At 63.5% G+C, this 19,916-nt stretch carries 21 protein-coding genes; 13 read left to right on the forward strand and 8 right to left on the reverse strand.

Annotation, left to right across the window (positions count from 1 at the left end; all coding sequences use genetic code 11):
* Window position 1: 1 nt before the first annotated feature.
* The 5 genes from V6590_RS15065 to rpsA all read right to left on the reverse strand — a co-directional run bounded on the left by V6590_RS15065 (window position 2) and on the right by rpsA (window position 3,649).
* Window positions 2–451, reverse strand: a complete 450-nt coding sequence (locus V6590_RS15065) for a GNAT family N-acetyltransferase (protein ID WP_335424504.1) — start codon at window positions 449–451, stop codon at window positions 2–4.
* Entirely contained in the window at window positions 445–1,116 is a 672-nt protein-coding gene (locus tag V6590_RS15070) for a phosphoribosylanthranilate isomerase (RefSeq protein WP_335424505.1), read from the reverse strand. Before V6590_RS15070 ends, V6590_RS15065 begins: the two co-directional genes overlap by 7 nt.
* A 3-nt stretch (window positions 1,117–1,119) precedes the next feature.
* Window positions 1,120–1,473, reverse strand: coding sequence for a LapA family protein (locus V6590_RS15075; protein ID WP_335424506.1), 354 nt, complete (start codon window positions 1,471–1,473; stop codon window positions 1,120–1,122).
* A complete protein-coding gene (ihfB, locus tag V6590_RS15080; protein ID WP_335424507.1) occupies window positions 1,473–1,757 on the reverse strand; it encodes an integration host factor subunit beta in 285 nt (94 codons plus the stop codon). Before ihfB ends, V6590_RS15075 begins: the two co-directional genes overlap by 1 nt.
* A gap of 206 nt (window positions 1,758–1,963) precedes the next feature.
* Window positions 1,964–3,649 carry a 30S ribosomal protein S1 gene (gene rpsA, locus V6590_RS15085; protein WP_335424508.1) on the reverse strand — a complete coding sequence of 562 codons (1,686 nt, stop codon included), beginning with the start codon at window positions 3,647–3,649 and terminating at the stop codon, window positions 1,964–1,966.
* Between the two features lie 248 nt (window positions 3,650–3,897).
* Between rpsA and trmB the strand changes: the two genes are divergently transcribed.
* From trmB to V6590_RS15120, 7 genes are all read left to right on the forward strand, one after another.
* Window positions 3,898–4,599, forward strand: a complete 702-nt coding sequence (trmB, locus tag V6590_RS15090; protein WP_335424509.1) for a tRNA (guanine(46)-N(7))-methyltransferase TrmB — start codon at window positions 3,898–3,900, stop codon at window positions 4,597–4,599.
* A 100-nt stretch (window positions 4,600–4,699) separates the two neighbouring features.
* Entirely contained in the window at window positions 4,700–5,812 is a 1,113-nt protein-coding gene (locus tag V6590_RS15095; protein ID WP_335424510.1) for an amidohydrolase family protein, read from the forward strand.
* A 62-nt stretch (window positions 5,813–5,874) separates the two neighbouring features.
* Complete coding sequence (locus V6590_RS15100; protein WP_335424511.1) at window positions 5,875–6,270, forward strand: RidA family protein; 396 nt, start codon at window positions 5,875–5,877, stop codon at window positions 6,268–6,270.
* A gap of 83 nt (window positions 6,271–6,353) precedes the next feature.
* Window positions 6,354–7,700, forward strand: coding sequence for a 3-phosphoshikimate 1-carboxyvinyltransferase (gene aroA, locus V6590_RS15105; RefSeq protein ID WP_335424512.1), 1,347 nt, complete (start codon window positions 6,354–6,356; stop codon window positions 7,698–7,700).
* A 191-nt stretch (window positions 7,701–7,891) separates the two neighbouring features.
* The gene (locus tag V6590_RS15110; protein WP_335424513.1) at window positions 7,892–8,485 is read left to right on the forward strand and encodes a (d)CMP kinase; all 594 of its coding nucleotides are present in this window, start codon (window positions 7,892–7,894) and stop codon (window positions 8,483–8,485) included.
* Window positions 8,485–9,120 carry a CatA-like O-acetyltransferase gene (locus V6590_RS15115; protein ID WP_335424514.1) on the forward strand — a complete coding sequence of 212 codons (636 nt, stop codon included), beginning with the start codon at window positions 8,485–8,487 and terminating at the stop codon, window positions 9,118–9,120. The genes V6590_RS15110 and V6590_RS15115 overlap by 1 nt, the downstream gene beginning before the upstream one ends.
* A 185-nt stretch (window positions 9,121–9,305) precedes the next feature.
* Window positions 9,306–9,557, forward strand: coding sequence for a hypothetical protein (locus tag V6590_RS15120; RefSeq protein ID WP_335424515.1), 252 nt, complete (start codon window positions 9,306–9,308; stop codon window positions 9,555–9,557).
* Window positions 9,558–9,640: 83 nt separating this feature from the next.
* Here V6590_RS15120 and V6590_RS15125 read toward each other — a convergent pair whose 3' ends face one another.
* From V6590_RS15125 to V6590_RS15135, 3 genes are read right to left on the reverse strand one after another with little or no spacing between them, the layout of a single operon-like run.
* The gene (locus V6590_RS15125) at window positions 9,641–10,225 is read right to left on the reverse strand and encodes a TadE/TadG family type IV pilus assembly protein (protein ID WP_335424516.1); all 585 of its coding nucleotides are present in this window, start codon (window positions 10,223–10,225) and stop codon (window positions 9,641–9,643) included.
* Window positions 10,226–10,237: 12 nt separating this feature from the next.
* Entirely contained in the window at window positions 10,238–10,801 is a 564-nt protein-coding gene (locus tag V6590_RS15130; protein ID WP_335424517.1) for a TadE/TadG family type IV pilus assembly protein, read from the reverse strand.
* A complete protein-coding gene (locus tag V6590_RS15135) occupies window positions 10,798–12,366 on the reverse strand; it encodes a pilus assembly protein TadG-related protein (RefSeq protein ID WP_335424518.1) in 1,569 nt (522 codons plus the stop codon). Before V6590_RS15135 ends, V6590_RS15130 begins: the two co-directional genes overlap by 4 nt.
* A gap of 410 nt (window positions 12,367–12,776) precedes the next feature.
* Here V6590_RS15135 and V6590_RS15140 point away from each other — a divergent pair, with 410 nt between their 5' ends.
* The 6 genes from V6590_RS15140 (at window position 12,777) to V6590_RS15165 (ending at window position 19,916) form a co-directional block, all read left to right on the forward strand.
* Window positions 12,777–14,210 (forward strand): Glu/Leu/Phe/Val family dehydrogenase, encoded by a 1,434-nt coding sequence (locus V6590_RS15140; protein ID WP_335424519.1) that lies wholly within the window; start codon window positions 12,777–12,779, stop codon window positions 14,208–14,210.
* Window positions 14,211–14,288: 78 nt separating this feature from the next.
* Window positions 14,289–14,723 carry a hypothetical protein gene (locus tag V6590_RS15145; RefSeq protein ID WP_335424520.1) on the forward strand — a complete coding sequence of 145 codons (435 nt, stop codon included), beginning with the start codon at window positions 14,289–14,291 and terminating at the stop codon, window positions 14,721–14,723.
* A gap of 107 nt (window positions 14,724–14,830) precedes the next feature.
* A complete protein-coding gene (locus V6590_RS15150; RefSeq protein WP_335424521.1) occupies window positions 14,831–16,081 on the forward strand; it encodes a sarcosine oxidase subunit beta family protein in 1,251 nt (416 codons plus the stop codon).
* Between the two features lie 118 nt (window positions 16,082–16,199).
* The gene (locus V6590_RS15155; protein WP_335424522.1) at window positions 16,200–16,472 is read left to right on the forward strand and encodes a sarcosine oxidase subunit delta; all 273 of its coding nucleotides are present in this window, start codon (window positions 16,200–16,202) and stop codon (window positions 16,470–16,472) included.
* A complete protein-coding gene (locus tag V6590_RS15160; RefSeq protein WP_335424523.1) occupies window positions 16,469–19,387 on the forward strand; it encodes a sarcosine oxidase subunit alpha family protein in 2,919 nt (972 codons plus the stop codon). Before V6590_RS15155 ends, V6590_RS15160 begins: the two co-directional genes overlap by 4 nt.
* Complete coding sequence (locus V6590_RS15165) at window positions 19,380–19,916, forward strand: sarcosine oxidase subunit gamma (RefSeq protein WP_335424524.1); 537 nt, start codon at window positions 19,380–19,382, stop codon at window positions 19,914–19,916. The genes V6590_RS15160 and V6590_RS15165 overlap by 8 nt, the downstream gene beginning before the upstream one ends.

Genomic DNA, 19,916 nt, shown 5'->3' on the forward strand with positions numbered 1-19,916 from the left:
GTTAATCCAGCAGTTTCTTGTAGCCCAGATGGCTGGCCTCATATCCAAGCCGGTCATAAAAGGCATGGGCGCGGCTGCGGGTCTTGTCGGTGGTCAGTTGCACAAGGCCAGCCCCTGCCGTCCGCGCGCGCGCTTCGGCTTCGGCCATCAGGGCCGCACCCACCCCGGCCGAGCGGTGATCCGGCGCGACCCGCACCGCCTCAACCAGCGCGCGGACCATGCCGCTGCGCGACAGCCCGTGCAGGATCGTCAACTGGCAAGTGGCAATCACCCGCCCCTGCGCATCGGTGCCGACGATCAGCTGATGCATCGGATTGGCGGTAATCGCAGCAAAGGCAGCGGCATAAGGGGCCAGATCGCCGCCTTCACGGGCCTTGCCCAGCGGGTCATCGGTCAACAGCGCGACGATTTCGGGCAGGTCTTCGGGCCGGGCGTCGCGAAAGGTTACCACCGTGGCACCGCATCGGCCCCGGCCCCCAGATGCGCCGCGCGGGTAAAGGCGGCGATCTTGGCCGCATCCTTCACCCCCGGTGCGCTTTCCACGCCCGATGACACATCGACCTGCCGCGCATTGGTCAGCCGGATCGCCTCGGCCACATTTTCGGCGGTCAGACCACCTGCCAGCATCCACGGGCGCAGCCAGCGCCGCTGTGCGACCAGGCGCCAATCGAAGGACAGGCCGTTGCCCCCGGGCAGCGCGCTGTTTCTGGGCGGTTTGGCATCGATCAGCAACTGATCGGCCACGGTCGAATAATCGAAGATCGCCGCCAGATCGCCTTCATCCGCCACGCCAACGGCTTTCATCACCGGCAGGCCATAGCGGGCGCGCACATCGGCCACGCGATCCGGGCTTTCATGGCCATGAAGCTGCAGCATGTCGAGCGGGACTGCTTCGATGATCGCATCCAGCGTGGCATCATCGGCATCCACCACCAAAGCCACCTTGGCCAGACCGACCGGCGCTGCCAGCGCCAGCCGCTGTGCCGTGGCCAGATCAAGGTGCCGGGGGCTTTTGGGAAAGAACACAAAGCCGGCATAGCCCGCCCCAGCTGCCGCCACTGCGGCGACATCGGCTTCGGTCCGCAGACCGCAGATCTTCACCCGGATATCGGCCATGGATCAGGCCTTCTTCTGCAACAGTGCCAGAACTTCGTCCTGCGGCTGGCCCTTGGCATCGCGCAGCATCGCCAGTTCGCGTTCCAGCCGACGTGCCTCGGCGGTCTTGCTGCTGGCGGTGGCCCGGTGGCGGTGTTCGCGCAGCCATTCCCAGATGAACCCGATCAGCAACCCCACCACCACACCGCCGAAGATCACCAGAAACAGCGGGACTTCGATCTGCCAGTTGCGGCCCAACAGCGCGGCCAGATCACCGGGAAGCGCGCTGACTGTGACCGGCGCGCGATTGGCCAGCGCCACCGTCAGAAGCACCAATGCGACCAGCGCCAGCAGCGCGTATTTCAGGGCCTTCAGCATCAGGCGCGGCCGTTCAGCCGGTCACGCAGCAACTTGCCGGTCTTGAAGAAGGGAACCTTCTTGTCCTCGACCTCCACCGCCTCGCCGGTGCGGGGGTTGCGGCCGGTGCGCGCCTCGCGCGCCTTGACCGAGAACGCCCCGAAGCCGCGCAATTCGACCCGATCACCCTTGGCCAGCGCCTCGATGATTTCCTCGAAAACAGTGTTCACGATCCGCTCGACATGGCGCTGCGTGAGATGCGGGTTTTCATCCGCGATTTTCTGGATCAGTTCCGAACGGATCATCCGTCATGTCCCCCTGGGGGCCTGAAGTGGCAGCCGGGCCCCATGCGTTTTTCTTGTTCTGCGACTATAGGCAAATTTTTCTGCTGCTCAAAAGGAAAAGCCGTGCAATCGCGGGGCCTTGGCAGAAAAGCGCACCAATTGCCCCCCCAAATGGCAACAGGCCCCGCCTTTCGGCAGGGCCTGTGCTGTGCCGCAATGCAGCAATATCAGCCGCGGTCGCCGCCCTTGAGGGCCGCGCCAAGGATGTCGCCCAGCGAAGCGCCCGAATCGGACGAACCATACTGTTCGACGGCTTCCTTTTCTTCCGCGATTTCCTTGGCCTTGATCGACAGGCCGAGACGGCGGGTCTTGCTGTCCACGTTGGTCACGCGGGCATCTACCTTGTCGCCAACCTGGAAACGCTCGGGGCGCTGGTCGGCGCGGTCACGGGCCAGATCCGAACGACGGATGAAGGCTTTCATGCCGTTGTATTCGACCTCGATGCCGCCTTCTTCGATCGCGGTCACGGTGCAGGTGACGACGCCGCCACGCTTCACGCCATCAACCGCTTCGGTGAAGGTGTCGTCGCCCAGAGCCTTGATCGAGAGCGAGATGCGCTCTTTCTCGATGTCCACTTCGGAGACGGCGGCCTTGACCACGTCGCCCTTGCGGTAGTTCTGGATGGCGTCTTCGCCACGCTGGTCCCAAGACAGGTCGGACAGGTGAACCATGCCGTCGATGTCGTTTTCCAGGCCGACGAACAGACCGAATTCGGTGATGTTCTTGACTTCGCCTTCAATGGCCGACCCGACCGGGTGGTTTTCGGCAAAGACTTCCCACGGATTGCGTTGGGTCTGCTTGAGGCCCAGCGACACGCGGCGCTTGGCGCTGTCGATTTCCAGCACCATGACGTCCACCTCTTGCGAGGTCGAAACGATCTTGCCGGGATGCACGTTCTTCTTGGTCCAGGACATTTCGGAGACGTGAACCAGACCTTCGACACCGGCTTCCAGCTCCACGAAGGCGCCGTAATCGGTGATGTTGGTGACGCGGCCCTTGTGCACCGAACCCAGCGGGTAGGCGCGTTCCACGGCATCCCACGGATCGGACTGGAGCTGCTTCATGCCCAGGCTGATGCGGTGGGTTTCCTTGTTGATCTTGATGACCTGAACCTTGACGGTTTCGCCGATCGCCAGGATCTCCGACGGGTGGTTGACGCGGCGCCAGGCCATGTCGGTGACGTGCAGCAGGCCGTCAACGCCGCCCAAGTCCACGAACGCACCGTATTCGGTGATGTTCTTGACCACGCCATCCACGGTCTGACCTTCGGTCAGGTTGGAGATGACTTCGGCGCGCTGTTCGGCACGGCTTTCTTCCAGGATGGCGCGGCGCGAAACAACGATGTTGCCACGGCGACGGTCCATTTTCAGGATCTGGAACGGCTGCTTGATGCCCATCAGCGGGCCGGCATCGCGCACGGGACGTACATCGACCTGGCTGCCCGGCAGGAACGCCACAGCGCCGCCCAGATCGACGGTGAAGCCACCCTTGACGCGACCGAAGATCGCGCCATCGACGCGGGTTTCGTTGGCGTATGCTTTTTCCAGACGGTCCCATGCCTCTTCGCGGCGGGCCTTGTCACGCGAGATGACGGCTTCGCCACGGGCATTCTCGACGCGGTCCAGATAGACCTCGACTTCGTCGCCCACGTTGATCGACGGGGCTTCGCCGGGGTTCGCGAATTCTTTCAGATCGACGCGGCCTTCCATCTTGTAGCCGACGTCGATGATGGCCTGGCCCGCCTCGATGGCGATGACCTTGCCTTTGACAACCGTACCCTCTTCGGGGGTGTCAATTTCGAAGCTTTCCTTCAGAAGGGCTTCGAATTCTTCCATGGATGCTTTGGCGCACATATGCGAGTTGTTCCTTTGTCATGGTTTTCTGGCCATGCGGTTGGCTCCGCCGGTCTTTGATGGCCCCGCTATGGGGGTAGGCCCAAACGAATATGGCCCGGCAACCGGGCATGAGTCTCGTCAGGATGGCGCGGCTATAGCGACTTTGGCGCAAGGGGGCAAGGGAAAGCAGGGCGCAAAGTGGGGCCCATGGCTTGACCTTGGCCCCTGTGACGGGCTAGGCCGCGCCGGTCCGACCGGAGACCAGCATGACCGACGAACCCACGACCCCGCGCCGCAACTTCTATGGCCGCGTGCATGGCAAGACCCTGCGGACCAGCCAGAAGCAATATCTGGCCGAGGATCTGGGCCGTCTGACCCTGCCCGGTGTGACACAGGCCGACAACCCCGGGCGCATTCCGCTGGATGTGGCGGCAATCACCGCCGGTCGCCCATTGTGGTTGGAAGTGGGCTTTGGCGGTGGCGAACATCTGGTGCATATGGCCGCGCGCTACCCGGATGTGTTCCTGATCGGTTGCGAGCCTTTCGTGAACGGGGTTGCCATGCTGCTGGGCAAGATCCGCGCGTCGGGGGCGGAAAATCTGGCGATCCATCCGGGCGATGTGCGCGACCTGTTTGATGTGCTGCCCCCGGCATCGGTGGCCAAGTGCTTCCTGAATTATCCCGACCCCTGGCCCAAAGCGCGCCATCACCGCCGTCGCTTCGTGACGCCAGACTACTTGCAGGCGCTTGCGCGGGTCATGCAGCCGGGGGCCGAATTCCGCGTGGCGACCGATATTCCCGATTACGTCCGCCAGACGCTGGAAGAAGTGCCGCCCGCCGGCTTCGACCTGATCGCGCAGACCGGTGCCGGTGCAGCATGGGAGGACTGGCTGTCCACCCGCTATGAACAGAAGGCCCTGCGCGAAGGCCGCGATCCGCATTATCTGACATTCCGCCGTCAAGGCTAGGCCGTTCTGCAGGCCGGAATAAAGCAGGAACGTACGCCACTTTAGCGCACCCTTTGCGGGCTTGCGGCCAAGCTTCGGTCACACCGACCGGAGCTGCCGCATGTCCTTTCACCGCCCGCCCCAAGCCGCCCTGCGCATCACCAATTGCCATGTGCATACCTTTACCGGGGCGCATGTGCCGCCGCGCTATCCGCATCCCCTGGCCTGGCCCTTCAAACGCGCACCGGCACTGCTGCGCGGCTTGGCGGGGCTGGCCCGGCTGATCGGGCAAGAGGATCTGGCGGCGGCACTGAAGCGGCTGCACCGCTTTCAGGCCGAGGTTGGGGCAGAAGCGCAGGCCGACATCTTTGCCCGGCTGGTGGCGCAATATCCGGTCGGCACCCGGTTCGTGGTCCTGCCGATGCAGATGGCGGGCATGGGGGCAGGGGCCCCGCGCGTGGCCCTGCCCGAACAGCATGACGAACTGGCCGAACTGGTGCGCGCCCATCCGGGGCTGGTGATTCCCTTCGCCACTTGCGATCCTCGCCTGCCCGGGGCTGCGGCCGAGGTGCGGCGCTGTCTGGAAACCCATGGCTTTCGCGGGCTGAAACTCTATCCACGTCTGGGCTATGCGCCCGACCATCCGGTGCTGATGCGCGACATCTATCCGATGCTGAACGAGGCCGGTCTGGCCGTTGTCAGCCATTGTTCGCGCGGCGGGGTGCGCGGTCGCATCAGCCGGGCCCGCGCAGATGCGGTCAGCCATCCGATGGCCTTTGCCCCTGTGCTGCGCGCCTTTCCGCGGCTGCAGGTCAATCTGGCGCATTTCGGGGGCCAGGCCGATTGGGAGGCCTATGTGACAGACGGGATCGACCCTTATCGCCCGGTGCAGGCGCAGGACAACTTCCTGATGGCGCTGCGGATGATGCTGGAAAGCGGCGAATATCCCAATCTCTGGGCCGATGTGTCTTATACGCTGTTCCAGTCTGATGATTTCCTGCCCTTCCTGCGGCTGTTTCTGGGTCATCCCCGGGTGCGGGCGCGCACGCTGTTTGGTTCGGATTTCTACATGACACGGCAAGAGGCACTGTCGGAACGGGCCATGGCCGTGCGCCTGCGCGCGGGTCTGGGCGAAGATCTGTTCCGCCAGATCGCCCAGACCAATCCCGAAACCTGGCTGGGAGAAGTGAGCGCCACGCGCGGCGCAACGCCTGTGCAGGCCGAAGGCTGCTGACAGGACGCTGGCAACAGGGCTGTGGTTCAAGGGGCCGGAATTTGCAGAGAATGGAGAATCCGATGCAAACAACGGCAATCAACCCATGGGACTGGTCCTTGCGCCTCGGCTACAGTCAGGGCCAGCTGGTAACGGGGGCCGACAGGAATCTATATTGCGCCGGGCAATGCGCGGTGGATGCCTTGGGCGCACCGCAACATCCGGGGGATATGCGCGCGCAAATGGCGCTGGCGCTTGACAATCTGCAGGCGGTTCTGGCCGGGGCCGGGATGGGGCTGGCGCAGGTCGTATCGCTGCGGGTCTATGTCACCGACATGGATATTGCCCTGCAGAATTTCGATCTGCTGTGCCAGCGCTTCGGGGCGGCGGGGTCTTCCCCGGCGATGACGCTTCTGGGCGTGACCCGCCTTGCCCTGCCACCGCTGATGATCGAACTCGAGGCAACTGCCGTCGCCTGATCTGTCCCCGGGTCCGGCAGGGCTGGACCCGGGGCATCGCTTGCGCTAACGGAAAGCCGATCTTTCCGGCAAGGGGACCGACGATGTCAGGCCATGGCGAAGCGCAACCGATGACCGCCCGCAAATCGGGCCCGCTTTCGGGCACGGCGGCCGTGCCCGGCGACAAATCGATCAGCCACCGCGCGCTGATCTTCGGCGCCATGGCCGTGGGCGAAACCCAAATCACCGGTCTTCTGGAAGGCCAGGACGTGCTGGACACCGCGAAAGCCATGCGCGCCTTCGGGGCCGAAGTCACGCGCCACGGCCTGGGCGACTGGTCGGTGCATGGCGTGGGCGTCGGCGGCTTCCGCGAACCGGCGGATGTGATTGATTGCGGCAATTCCGGCACCGGCGTGCGCCTCATCATGGGCACCATGGCCACCACCGCCATGACCGCCACCTTCACCGGCGATGCCTCCTTGCGCAAACGCCCGATGGGCCGGGTGACCGACCCGCTTTCGCTGTTCGGCACCCGCGCCTATGGCCGCCAGGGTGGCCGCCTGCCGATGACCGTGGTGGGGGCCGCCAACCCCGTGCCGGTGCGCTACGCGCTGCCCGTGGCCAGCGCTCAGGTGAAATCCGCCGTGCTGCTGGCGGGCCTCAACGCGCCGGGCGAAACCGTGGTGATCGAACGCGAACCCACGCGCGACCATTCCGAACGCATGCTCCTGGGCTTCGGAGCCGAACTCCATGTCGAAAAGGGCACCGAGGGGCATATCATCACCCTCAAGGGCCGCCCCGAACTGCGCCCGCAAAGCGTGGCCGTCCCGCGCGATCCCTCCTCCGCCGCCTTCCCGGTCTGCGCCGCGCTGATCGTCGAAGGCTCGGATATCCTCGTGCCGGGCGTCAGCCAGAACCTCACCCGCAACGGCCTTTACATCACCCTCGTGGAGATGGGCGCCGAGATCGACTTCCAGAACCCGCGCGAAGAGGGCGGCGAGCCGGTGGCCGATCTGCGCGTGCGCTTCTCGGGCAATCTGAAGGGCATCGAAGTGCCCCCGGAACGCGCCCCCTCGATGATCGACGAATACCCGATCCTCTCGGTCGTCGCGGCCTTTGCCACGGGCAAGACCGTGATGAAAGGCGTGAAGGAATTGCGCGTGAAGGAAAGCGACCGGATCGACGCCATGGCGCGGGGCCTCGAGGCCTGCGGAGTGCGCATCGAGGAAGATGAAGATACGCTGATCGTGCACGGCATGGGCGCGGGCGGCATGCCCGGCGGCGCCACGGCAGCCACCCATCTCGATCACCGCATAGCCATGAGTTTCCTCGTCGCAGGCATGGCGGCGCAAAAGCCCGTCTCGGTCGATGACGCCTCGCCCATCCTCACCTCCTTCCCGATTTTTGAGGGGCTGATGAAAGACCTCGGCGCCACCCTCGAACGGGGCTGATGCCCCACCCTCGCCGGGGGGCCGTCTGCCCCCCACGGCCCTTCGGGCCTCCCCCCGAGGATATTTTTGAACAGATGAAAACAAGCGCTGCGCCTCCCATTCATCTGTTCCCAAATATCCTCAGGGGGTGAGGGCCGCAGGCCCGAGGGGGCGCGAGCGCCCCCTAGCCCCGCCCGCCACAGGAGCAAACGATGAACCAGCCCTTCACCGTCGCCATTGATGGCCCCGCCGCCGCCGGGAAGGGCACGATCAGCCGCGCCGTGGCCGCGCGCTTTGGCTTTGCCCATCTTGATACCGGCGCGCTGTATCGCGCGTTGGGGGTGAAAGGGGGCGATCCGGTGGCGGCAGCGCAAAGCCTGGCGTCCGAGGATCTGGCGCGCGACGATCTGCGCAGCCTGGAGGCCGGGGCTGCGGCATCGCGGGTGGCCGCGATCCCCGAAGTGCGGGCCGCATTACTGGAATTTCAGCAGCGCTTTGCCCGTCGTCCGGGGGGGGCGGTGCTGGATGGCCGCGACATCGGCACAGTGATCTGCCCCGAGGCCGAGGTGAAGCTTTACGTCACTGCCAGCGCCGAAGTGCGCGCGCAGCGGCGGTGGTTGGAACTGGGAGGGGATCCGGCACAGGTTCTGGCTGAAGTGCGCGCGCGCGACGAACGGGACATGGGGCGTGCCGATGCCCCCTTGCGTCCTGCCGCGGATGCGGTGATCCTTGACACATCTGATCTCAGCATCGCCGATGCCGTGGCTTTGGCCGTGGCGGAAGTGGAGAAAGCCCTGCGCCCCTGATGGCCGCGACCGAAATCGACCTTGCGACATGGCCCCGGCGCGACACGTTGGCGCTGTTTCGCCGTTTTCAGAAACCGCAGTATTCCGTGACGGCGCGGGTCGATGTGACGCGGGTGATGATCCGGCGGGCGGATGAGCCGGGATTTCCAGACTATCTCGCCTGCGTCCATGCTATTGGCACAGCGCTGCATGCAGTGCCGGAACTGGCCTGCCGCATCCGGGGTGATCGGGTGGTCCGCCATGACCGCATGCGCCTTTCGCCCACGATGCAATTCGCCGACGGCCGATTGGGCTTTGCCTATCTGGACTGGCTGCCTGACTTGCGGGCCTTTGCGGCAGAGGCGCAGCAAGTGCTGGAACGGACCCGGCTACAGGGTGAGCTTGAGCCGGGCATTGATGGCGATGATGGTGTTGCCTTTCTGAGTTGCCAGCCCTGGCTCGATTTCACCGCGTTCGACAATCCGGTTCTTGACGCGGACGACAGCATTCCGAGGGTCTGCTGGGGACGTTACACGGCGGAGCCGGCTGGACGCTGGTCCATCGCTGTTGCCCTGCAGGTTCACCACGGATTGCTGGATGGTGTTCATGTTGCGGCGTTTTTCCGGGAATTGCAGGCGGCCCTGACCAGGGTCTGAAGGCGCGCATCGTCGCCTGAGAGGGGGGATTCGCGCGAGATTTTGCCTTTCTCGTCAACGCCGGTGTTTTTCGCCCGATCATACAGAAATAACCCACAACTGGCTGTTTCCGCCTGTGGACAAGTGACGGGACTCAATCCCTGCGCCGTCCTAGCTTCGCGCCGTGCAGAAGGCAGGAGCAATGCATGCAGCTCATCATCGGTGACCGCCATGTCATCCCCGAAACCATTCGCCGGATTGCGGGCGGGGTTGAGGCTGTCCTGAAGGGAGAGGCCCTTTCGGCGCTGATCGACGCAACCTTTGTGGGAGGTGCCACAATCGAGGTGTTGGGCGGCGATCTGGACCGCCGTCCAATGGCGGTCGAGGCGATCCGCATGGCGGGTGCGGAAACGCGGGTGACGCTGGTTTGCGCGGGGCCTGCCCCGCAACTGGCCTGAGGCCGCAATGCGTGGGGGCTGTAGAGCAGCCCCCGAACCTGTTCAGTTCGGCCAACGCTGGGCACTGATCCGGGGAAGACCCGTTACAGCCCGCAGTTCTGCGGGGAATTGAACCCGATTTCCGCCCAGCGAGGGGGGGTGGCGACAAAGACCCGGAAGGTCAGCGGATCCAGCCCCATATCCATGACCGGGGTGAAATCATAGCGGCTTTCCACCAGCAGCAGGGTCATCGCGTCGGCAACGACTGGCAGTTTGCCTGCGTAATTCGCCAGATCCCCTGTCGTCAGCGCAGGCATCGTTACCCGGTCGAGCGAGCATGACCAGGTCACCTCATACCGGTTGCGGGCCTGTGACCAGATCACGCTGGTGACGCGCAGCCGGGCATTCTCGTCGCGCGGGATCACATAGTTCATCATGTCTTCGATGCCATTCGCGAAGGGCACGGTGGCATTGGCCTGCAGTCGCGAATAGGCATCGGCTACCGAATAGGTTGCCTTCTGCAAGGTGTTGTGGGTCTTGTAGGCATCCCAATAGACATAAAGCCCGAAAGTGGCCCAGAGCAGCATCGGCAGCAGCAATGTGCCCTCGACGATGATGGAACCCTCTTCCTGCCGCAGAAAACGGGCGAAGGGGCGGATCAGCCGGTGGCCAAATGCGCGGAGTTTCATCACCGGTTCCCCTTATGGTTCGTTCACGAAGAACGACACGCTGACCAGGGCGTAATCGTCATAATCATCATAGCGCAGCCCTGCGGCCAGGGCGGTGCCGGGGAACATGCTTTCGGCGCGCATGCAGGCTCGTACCAGCATCATGTTGCGCCGCGCCTGTGGGTCGGTGCTGACTTCGGTGACCGGGGCGCTTGGTTCGTCGCGATCCTGACAGATGATCCCGCTCGTGGGCAAATCCCAGGTTGTCATATCCACCGGGGTCATGGCCAGCCGCAGCGTATCGTTGCAATTGTCCAGCATCACGCCATTCTGACAAATCAGGTCTTTCATCGCGTCATGGATGCTTTCGGCATCGCCGGACAGGTTGAGACGCCCCAGCCGCACCTCGCGCATGGTGATGTCCAGCGCGCGTTCCAGCATGGTCTGACGCAGCATCAGCAGGCCGGTTTCGAATGACATCATGAAGACCGTGAGAAACACCGGCACCATCAACGCGAACTCAACTGTCGAGGTGCCGTCCTCACGCCTCCAGAAGCGCCGCAGCGGGCGCAGCGGGTTGCGGAGGCGGCGGATCATTGGGTCAACCTCAGGAAGCTGATCTGGTTGGCGATCGACCGGAACACGGTAGCAATCTGGTCCGACCCGATGGCGGGATAGTAGTATGTGCCTTCATTGGTGGTCGGATCGCCCGAGGCACAGTTCCGCAACTGTGTCTGGCCGTCATAGGGTGCTTCATAGGCGATGGTATAGACAAGGATGCCTGCATTTTTGGCCGCCGAACAGATGGTTTGCAGCTTGCTATTCTTGTCGGACCAGATGCTCTCCATAAGGTTTGAAACCCAAGTGTTGTAGTTCTGGTTCCGCGGGCGGGCGAAGAAATAGTAGGCGACATGACTGACGTTCCACCGTTCAAAGACCTGCGGCCATGTCAGGCGTGTGGAATTGCTGTAGGCTGCCGTGGCCCAGTTGTTGCTTGCTGGCCGGTAGTAATCATAGCTCGTGTTCGCGCGGTCGTAGTACACCGACACCTGACCCGAGCTGTTGCGATATACATCCGATAGCCCTGTTCCGTTATAGGGGGCCTTCAGCCGGTATTCGGTGGTGTTCTGGCCGTCGGTCATCACCACCAGAACCTTGATCGTTTCCTGATTGTTGAAGTTCAGCGGGCGGTTCGCAAACTGCGGCTGCACGGCATTGCGGCTGACCAGCCCCGCGGTCACAGTGCGGGCAGCCGGGTCCAGCAACAGCGCGCCCCATTTTACCCCAAGATCGATCGATGTATTGCCTTCAACCACCAAGGCATTGATCTTGTTGTGCAGCGTGGGGATATCCCCGCTCAGTGCCAGCACCGTGTTCGCGCTCGGTGCGGTGGAGTGATAGCTGCAGTTGAACATGCTCGCGTTGGTGTTGTTGGCATAGCTTTGGCTGGAATAGTTGTTGAACGGGTCGAAATGGCCGTTGTGCACAAAGGACGTGCCGGTTGACAGCGAGATCGACGAGAACACACCAGAGGGCAATTCCACACAATAGGTCTTGTTCTGGACTTGGGTGGCATTGAACTGCGCCATAAGGTCGGTGCCCAGATTGACCTGTGCGCTGTAGGGAACGATGGAAATCGTGGCCCGGCCCGGTTCTGAATTGTTCAGGATGGTGCTGACGAATTCCCGTGCCGCCGGCCGCAACCCGTTGATGCGCGATCCAGCCATGGAGCCGGAAATATCCAGCACCAGCGACACCTCGACATTCGAGATGCGTTCTTCGGCACCGCTGCCAGCCGAAACCGTCAACTGATCAATGCCCATCATGTGCATGAAGAAGGGGTTGGTATCCGCATCGGCCTCGGCCGAAACAGAGCGGAAGTTCAGCCCTTCATCGACGGTGACCGATGTCAGGTACTGCGCGAGGCCAGCCTTTTCAAAGAAGTCATTCACCACGGCCTCGGGGTCCAGCTCCTGGCGCAGGCTGGCCGCTGCCAGTACGCTGCGGTCAAGCGTCTGTTGCAGCAGAACCCGTTTTTCCTCATGCCGCATCACATCGACAGCTAGGCCCCCCACCGTCATCATGATGAGAAGCAGGGTCATTGCAAACGGCAGCATGCCGCCGTCTTCATCCTGACCGAAGTCACGGAATGCGCGTGGCATCCCAAACTGTCCTGTCTTCCGAAACCGGTTCATCCCACAAGTCCTTTCGCATGGACCAGATTGTCACTCGTCCAAAACAGCACCCAGCCGCAAAATGCGGTTGGGCCTGAATCATCACCGGTCAGTAAGCTTCGGACTTTGGGCGCAATTGTGGCGAATGGTCAGCATTGGCAGGGAAAATCCGACAGGCCCGTCAACAGACCATGCCGTTCCGGCAGGATTGTTGTCTGGAAGATGTATATTCAGGTTAACAAGCCCTTGCTGACGGGATGCCGCCACGGGGGGCAGCCAGGCCAGTTGATTCGCCGCGTGGTGGCGCTAACAATTTTTTGCATGGTGAAAAATTCACCATTTGCCCCTAGGCTCGCTGCGAAACGCGGGCAGATCGTCCCGCATGTGGGAGGAACAGGATGCAACTGCACAATGAGCCGAGTTTTCGGGAATCCGTCGATCTGATGTTCAAGCGCGCCACCGCGCTCATGGATCTGTCGCCGGGGCTGGAGGAAAAGATCCGGGTCTGCAATTCCACCTATACCGTGCGTTTCGGGGTGCGTCTGCGTGGCAAGATCGAAACCTTCACCGGTTACCGCTCGGTCCATTCCGAACATATGGAACCGGTCAAGGGTGGCATCCGCTATGCCATGGGCGTGAATCAGGACGAGGTGGAAGCGCTGGCCGCGCTGATGACCTATAAATGCGCGCTTGTGGAAACGCCGTTCGGCGGGTCAAAGGGCGGGTTGTGCATCGACCCCCGCGCCTGGGACGAACATGAACTGGAACAGATCACCCGCCGTTTCGCCTATGAACTGATCAAGCGCGACCTGATCCACCCTGCGCAGAACGTGCCCGCCCCCGATATGGGCACGGGCGAACGCGAAATGGCCTGGATCGCCGACCAATATGCCCGGATGAACACCACCGACATCAACGCAAAGGCCTGTGTGACCGGCAAGCCGCCCCATGCGGGGGGGATTCAGGGCCGGGTCGAGGCGACGGGCCGGGGCGTGCAATATGCCTTGCGCGAATTCTTCCGCCACAAGGATGACAAGGCGGCGGCAGGCCTGTCGGGCGATCTGGATGGCAAGCGCATCGTCGTGCAGGGGTTGGGAAATGTAGGCTATCACGCCGCCAAGTTCCTGGCGGCGGAAGATGGGGCCAAGATCATCGCGGTGATCGAACGCGATGGCGCCATCGTCGATGAGAATGGCATCGATATTGATGCGCTGCGCCAGCACATGAATGGCCATCAGGGCATGCTGGCCGGATATCCGCATGGCACCCATGTTGCCGACGGGGCCAGCATCCTGGAACTGGATTGCGACATCCTGATCCCGGCCGCGATGGAAGGTGTGATCCACAAGGGCAACGCGGCGCGCATCAAAGCCCCGCTCATCATCGAGGCGGCCAATGGTCCGATCACCTTCGGCGCCGACGAAATCCTGCGCGAAAAAGGTGTGGTCATCATCCCCGACATGTATGCCAACGCAGGCGGTGTGACGGTCAGCTATTTCGAATGGGTCAAGAACCTGTCGCATATCCGCTTTGGCCGGATGCAACGCCGCGCCGAAGAGGCCCGTTCGCGCCTTCTGGTCGAGGAGCTGGAGCGTCTGTCCTCGGACAAGGGCCTGGGCTGGACCTTGACCGAAGATTTCAAGGATCGCTTCCTGACCGGTTCGGATGAACTGGCTCTGGTGCGTTCGGGGCTCGATGACACCATGCGCACGGCCTATCAATCGATGCGGGAAATCTGGCACGGGCGCAGCGATGTGCAGGATCTGCGCGTTGCGGCCTATATCGTGGCGATCAGCCGCGTGGCACAGACCTATCGGTCGAAGGGCCTGTAACCGTCAGGGCAGGTGGATTGACAAGGCTGGCCGGCGATGCCATCGCCCGGCCAGACCTTATTACCGGATCGGCCCGCCATGACCAAGAACCTTGCTGCACTGTTTCGCACGGTATTTCCCGCCCTTGTCATGGGGTTGGTCATCCTGAACCTGTCCATCGCGGCGATTTACTGGCGGGTCACCGGCCATGGCCTGACGGCCGCAGTCGCTGGAATGGCGGGATTGGTCATTCTTCTGGCGTTGTTCGGGGCGGTGGCCCTGATGATCGAGAACAACCGGCTGCTGCACCGGATCGCGGCGGCTGCCGAACAGCAAGCCCGGAGCAGCCTTCGCACAGCCGTCTCAACCCAGGTATCCGCCGGGCACAGTGCTACCTCGACTGAAGACCAGCCAGCCGCCACACCGTCGCAGTTGATAGCGACCCGTGCCACCCTGACCCCGCGCAAGGCCACTCCGCAGGGCCGGACCGAACCGCCGGTCGTAACCTTGACACGCCGTATTCCCGGAAGCTGAGGTTCGACTGCGACACCTTCTGTCGCAGTCAGGCGGGGCGAGGCATGAACCCCCTTGCTATTGCTGTGTTGCACGGGTCTGATGGACCTGCAGCAAAGGGGCAGGGCATGCGCTATTCCGGTCTGAACGTCATCATGCAGGGCCTGCGAGGCAACAAGGGCTGGGCACAAGCCTGGCGCAGCCCCAGCCCGAAACCAGAATATGATGCCATCATCATCGGCGGTGGCGGCCATGGCCTGTCCACGGCCTATTATCTGGCCAGGAACCACGGCATGACGAATATCGCCGTGCTGGAAAAGGGTTACCTGGGTGGCGGCAATGTCGGGCGCAACACAACCATCGTGCGCGCCAATTACTTCCTGCCCGGAAATTCCGAATTCTACAGCCATTCCATGAAGTTGTGGGAAGGTCTTGAAGCCGATCTGAACTATAACGTCATGCACAGCCAGCGCGGGCTCATCAACCTGTTTCATTCCGACGGGCAGCGCGATGCCTTTGCCCGGCGCGGCAATGCGATGATCAATCAGGGCGATGATGCCGAATTGCTGGATCGCGAAGGCGTGCGCCGCCTGCTGCCCTATCTGGATTTCGAACAGACCCGATTCCCGATCTATGGTGGGCTGCTGCATCGGCGCGGCGGCACGGCGCGTCACGATGCCGTTGCATGGGGCTATGCAAGGGCCGCCGATCAGCGCGGGGTGGACCTGATCCAGAATTGCGAAGTGACCGGCATCGACATCGAAAACGGCCAGGTGCGCGGGGTGCAGACCACGCGCGGTGCAATCCGGGCCAAGAAGGTGGGCATCGTGGTGGCCGGGCGCTCCAGCCAGGTTGCGGCCATGGCGGGGATGCGCCTGCCCATCGAAAGCCATATCCTGCAGGCCTTCGTAACCGAGGGGCTGAAACCGGTGATCGACCATGTCATCAGCTTTGGCATGGGGCATTTCTACATCAGCCAGTCCGACAAGGGCGGTTTGGTCTTCGGCGGCGATCTGGATTTCTACGCATCTTATGCGGCGCGGGGCAACCTTCCTATGGTCGAACATGTGATGGAGGCCGGCATGACGCTGATGCCGATGATCGGCCGCGCCAAGGTGCTGCGCAGTTGGGGCGGCATCATGGACATGTCGCCCGATGGCAGCCCGATCATCGACAAGACCCATATCGACGGGCTCTATCTTGACTGCGGCTGGAACTATGGCGGCTTCAAGGCGGTTCCGGCTTCGGGCTGGTGCATGGCGCATCTGATGGCGACCGATCAGCCGCATGAGGTGGCCCGCCGCTTCCGCCTGGACCGTTTCGCAACCGGCCATCTTCTGGATGAAGAAGGCACCGGCAGCCAGCACAACCTGCACTGACCATGACACAGATGTTCCGCACCGCCCCATTTAGCTTGGCACAAATATCCCGGGGTGAGGCCGCAGGCCGAGGGGCAGAGCCCCTGTCTTCCCATCCATCCGCCCAGGAGGCCGCCCCATGCGCCTGACCTGCCCGCTTTGCGGCCCGCGCGACCGGCGCGAATTCTACTACTATGGCGCCGATGATTTCCTGCGCCGCCCGGCTGCCGATGCGCCCGCCGCGGCTTGGGACGATTACCTGCACAATCGTGACAACCCGGCAGGGGAAACCCGCGATCTGTGGTATCATGAGGCAGGCTGTGCCCAGTGGCTGGCCGTCACCCGCAACACCGTGACGCATGACATCCTGCGCGTCGATCTGGTCGCCGCGCCGAAAGGCGGTGCGAAATGAGGATCGAGGGGCGCGGCATCATCGACCGGTCCACCCCGGTGGGTTTCCGTTTTGACGGGCATGACTATGTGGGTTTCGCCGGGGATACGCTGGCCTCGGCGCTTTTGGCCAATGGGGTCCGGCTGGTCGGGCGCAGCTTCAAGTATCATCGTCCGCGCGGGATCCTGACCGCCGGGTCGGAAGAGCCCAATGCGCTGGTTGAAGTGATTGAGGGCAACAGCCACACGCCCAATGTGCGCGCCACGATGCAGGAGCTCTATCCGGGGCTGGCCGCCCGCAGCCAGAACCGCTTCCCCAGTCTGGATTTCGATCTGCTGGCGGTGAACGATCTGGCTGCCCCGCTGCTGGGGGCCGGGTTCTATTACAAGACATTCATGTGGCCGCGCCGGTTCTGGGAGGGGCTCTATGAACCGCTGATCCGTCGCGCCGCGGGGCTGGGCAGCCTGGATCGCCAGCATGATGGCGGCGAATACGAGCAAGCATTCGCGTTTTGCGATCTTCTGGTGATCGGGGCCGGGCCTGCCGGGCTGATGGCCGCGCTGGAGGCCGCGCGTGGCGGTGCAGATGTCATTCTGGCGGATGAAAGCGCGCAGCCGGGCGGGCGGCTTCTGTCCGAGACCTTGACAGTCGATGGTCGGGCAGGGGGCGAATGGGCGGCATCCGTGCTGGCCGAATTGCAGGCCTTGCCCAATGTGCGGATCATGGCGCGCACGACGGTGACCGGGGCCTATGACCACGGCACCTATGCTGCGCTGGAGCGGGTCAGCCTGCATCTGCCCCCGCGCCCGAATCTGCCACGCGAGTGTTTCTGGCGCATCGTGGCCCGGCGGGCCATTCTGGCCGCAGGCGCGCTGGAACGCCCGATTGCCTTTGAAAACAATGATCGGCCCGGCATCATGCTGGCTTCGGCGGTGCGGACCTATCTCAACCGCTATGGCGTGGCACCGGGCAAGCGCGTGACCGTCTTCTGCAACAACGAAGATGCGCGGCGCACCGCCCGCGATCTGATCGCAGCCGGCGTCACGGTGGCCGCCATCATCAACAGCCGCGCCCATGCCAGCGCGGTGGAAGATTGCCCGGTCTACACCGGCGCGACAGTGATCGACAGCCGGGGCCGCAAGGGGCTGCGCCAGATCACCATCCGCCATGGCGGTGGCGAGGCTGTGATCGAAACCGATTGCCTGGCCGTTTCGGGGGGCTGGAACCCGCAGGTCCACCTGACCTGCCACATGAATGGCCGGCCCCTCTGGAACCAGTCACTGGCGGCCTTTGTGCCGCAACCCGATGCCGTGCCGGGTCTGGCGGCGGCCGGGGCGGCGGCGGGCATCATGTCTACGGCGGCCTGTCTGGCCTCGGGGCAGCGCGCGGCGCGCGAGGCGCTGGAGGCCCTGGGGCGCAAGGCTCCGGGGATCACGCTGCCCGTGGCCGAAGATGCGCCTTATGCGATCGAGCCGCTGTGGCAGGTGCCGCACAAGTTCCGCGCCTGGCTCGATTTTGCCAATGATGTCACGGTCAAGGATGTGAAGCTGGCCGCGCAGGAGAATTACTCCAGCGTCGAACACATGAAACGCTATACCACGCAGGGGATGGCGCCGGATCAGGGTAAGAATTCCAACGTGGCGGCACTGGCGGTTCTGGCCGATTCCACCGGGCGTGGGATTGCCGAAACCGGCACCACCACCTTCCGCCCGCCCTTTACGCCTGTCTCCATCGCGGCGATGGGGGCAGGGGGCCGGGGCGCGGGCTTTGCGCCGCAGCGTTTCCTGACCTCGCATCAGGCCAGCGTCGAACGGGGGGCGCCGATGATCGAGGCGGGGCTGTGGTATCGGCCCAGCTACTTCCCGCGCCCCGGAGAAACCACCTGGCAGCAATCCTGCGACCGCGAAGTGCAGATGGTGCGCAACCATGTCGGCGTGGCGGATGTGTCAACCCTGGGCAAGATCGACCTGCAGGGCAAGGATGCCGGTCGGTTCCTGGATTTCGTCTATACCAACACCTTCTCCACCCTGCCCGTGGGTCGGGTGCGCTATGGGCTGATGCTGCGCGAAGATGGTCTGGTGCTGGATGACGGCACCACTGCGCGGCTGGGCGAACATCACTATCTGATGACCACCACCACGGCGGCGGCGGGGCTGGTGATGCGCCATCTGGATTTCGTGCATCAGGCCTTTTGCGCCGATTGGGACCTGCGCTTCATTTCGGTCACCGAAAGCTGGTCGCAATTTGCCGTCGCGGGGCCCAAGGCGCGTGCCTTGTTGGCCAGCGTGTTGGATGACGGCCCTGATCTGCCCTTCATGGGCTGTGGCCCGGTCACGGTGCAGGGCGTGCAGGGGCGGCTGTTCCGCATCTCCTTCTCGGGCGAGGAAGGGTATGAACTGGCGGTTCCCGCCCGCCACGGCGAGGCGTTGTTCCGCGATCTGCTGGCGCGTGCCGAAACCATGGGCGGCGGGCCTTACGGGATGGAGGCGCTGAATGTCCTGCGGATCGAAAAGGGCTTCATCACCCATGCCGAAATCCATGGCCGCACGACCGCCTTTGACATCGGCATGGAAAAGATGGTCAGCGCCAAGAAGGATTGCATCGGCAAGGCTGCCAGCCAGCGCCCGGGCCTGAACGGGCCGGAGCGCGAACAACTGGTCGGGTTGAAATCGCTTTCGGATGGCGCGCTGACGGCAGGGGCGCATCTGTTCGTGCCCGGCGACAAGGTCGAACGCGCACAGGATCAGGGCTATGTGACGTCGGTCTGCCATTCCGCCACGCTGGGCTGTTCGATCGGGCTGGCCTTCTTGAAGGACGGCCGCGCCCGCCATGGCCAGACGATCCGTGTGGTCGATCATCTGCGCGGGGTCGATCTTCTAGCCGAGGTCTGCGATCCGGTGTTCCATGACAAGGAAGGGGTGAAGCTCCGTGCCTAAGCTCATTGCAAAATCCCCGCTGTCTGACATCTGGCCTGTCACCCATGGCGCGCTGTCCCTGTCCGAGTTGGTGCTGGACCGCGTGGTTTCTGTCGCCCCTTTTCCGGGGCAGGCGGGGGCGATGGCCAAGGCGTTGAAGCCGCTGGGGCTGGCCTTTCCCGAACCGAACCGGATGCACATCAACGGGGAAATGCGCATTGTCTGGACGGGCCGCGATCAGGCCTTCCTGTTCAATGCAGCGCTGGATACCCCGGCGGCGGCCCTGACCGATCAATCCGCTGGCTGGGCCTGCCTGCGGCTGGAAGGCGAGGGCGCGGCCGAGGCGCTGATGCGGCTCTATCCGATCGACCTGCGCGCCGCGGCCTTTCCGCACGGACATGCCATCCGTGCGCCGCTGAACCATATGAACTCCATCCTCATGCGGCTGGAGGATGCGTTCGAAATCATGGTGTTCCGGTCGATGGCGCGCACGGCCTGGGCCGAAATCGAACATGCGATGCTGCATCTGGCGGCCCGGGCGCAAATGTGA

This window comes from Gemmobacter denitrificans (assembly GCF_036964905.1).
GTDB classification, from domain to species: Bacteria; Pseudomonadota; Alphaproteobacteria; order Rhodobacterales; family Rhodobacteraceae; genus Gemmobacter; species Gemmobacter denitrificans.

Excerpts from the sequence above, each read along its gene's own strand:
- V6590_RS15125 (WP_335424516.1), bottom strand. The coding sequence starts at position 10,225 with ATGAAACTCCGCGCATTTGGCCACCGGCTGATCCGCCCCTTCGCCCGT.
- V6590_RS15075 (WP_335424506.1), bottom strand. The coding sequence starts at position 1,473 with ATGCTGAAGGCCCTGAAATACGCGCTGCTGGCGCTGGTCGCATTGGTG.
- V6590_RS15160 (WP_335424523.1), top strand. The coding sequence starts at position 16,469 with ATGAGGATCGAGGGGCGCGGCATCATCGACCGGTCCACCCCGGTGGGT.
- V6590_RS15140 (WP_335424519.1), top strand. The coding sequence starts at position 12,777 with ATGCAACTGCACAATGAGCCGAGTTTTCGGGAATCCGTCGATCTGATG.
- V6590_RS15070 (WP_335424505.1), bottom strand. The coding sequence starts at position 1,116 with ATGGCCGATATCCGGGTGAAGATCTGCGGTCTGCGGACCGAAGCCGAT.
- V6590_RS15155 (WP_335424522.1), top strand. The coding sequence starts at position 16,200 with ATGCGCCTGACCTGCCCGCTTTGCGGCCCGCGCGACCGGCGCGAATTC.
- trmB (WP_335424509.1), top strand. The coding sequence starts at position 3,898 with ATGACCGACGAACCCACGACCCCGCGCCGCAACTTCTATGGCCGCGTG.
- rpsA (WP_335424508.1), bottom strand. The coding sequence starts at position 3,649 with ATGTGCGCCAAAGCATCCATGGAAGAATTCGAAGCCCTTCTGAAGGAA.
- V6590_RS15150 (WP_335424521.1), top strand. The coding sequence starts at position 14,831 with ATGCGCTATTCCGGTCTGAACGTCATCATGCAGGGCCTGCGAGGCAAC.
- V6590_RS15130 (WP_335424517.1), bottom strand. The coding sequence starts at position 10,801 with ATGATCCGCCGCCTCCGCAACCCGCTGCGCCCGCTGCGGCGCTTCTGG.
- V6590_RS15110 (WP_335424513.1), top strand. The coding sequence starts at position 7,892 with ATGAACCAGCCCTTCACCGTCGCCATTGATGGCCCCGCCGCCGCCGGG.
- V6590_RS15120 (WP_335424515.1), top strand. The coding sequence starts at position 9,306 with ATGCAGCTCATCATCGGTGACCGCCATGTCATCCCCGAAACCATTCGC.
- aroA (WP_335424512.1), top strand. The coding sequence starts at position 6,354 with ATGTCAGGCCATGGCGAAGCGCAACCGATGACCGCCCGCAAATCGGGC.
- V6590_RS15115 (WP_335424514.1), top strand. The coding sequence starts at position 8,485 with ATGGCCGCGACCGAAATCGACCTTGCGACATGGCCCCGGCGCGACACG.
- ihfB (WP_335424507.1), bottom strand. The coding sequence starts at position 1,757 with ATGATCCGTTCGGAACTGATCCAGAAAATCGCGGATGAAAACCCGCAT.
- V6590_RS15135 (WP_335424518.1), bottom strand. The coding sequence starts at position 12,366 with ATGCCACGCGCATTCCGTGACTTCGGTCAGGATGAAGACGGCGGCATG.
- V6590_RS15095 (WP_335424510.1), top strand. The coding sequence starts at position 4,700 with ATGTCCTTTCACCGCCCGCCCCAAGCCGCCCTGCGCATCACCAATTGC.
- V6590_RS15145 (WP_335424520.1), top strand. The coding sequence starts at position 14,289 with ATGACCAAGAACCTTGCTGCACTGTTTCGCACGGTATTTCCCGCCCTT.
- V6590_RS15100 (WP_335424511.1), top strand. The coding sequence starts at position 5,875 with ATGCAAACAACGGCAATCAACCCATGGGACTGGTCCTTGCGCCTCGGC.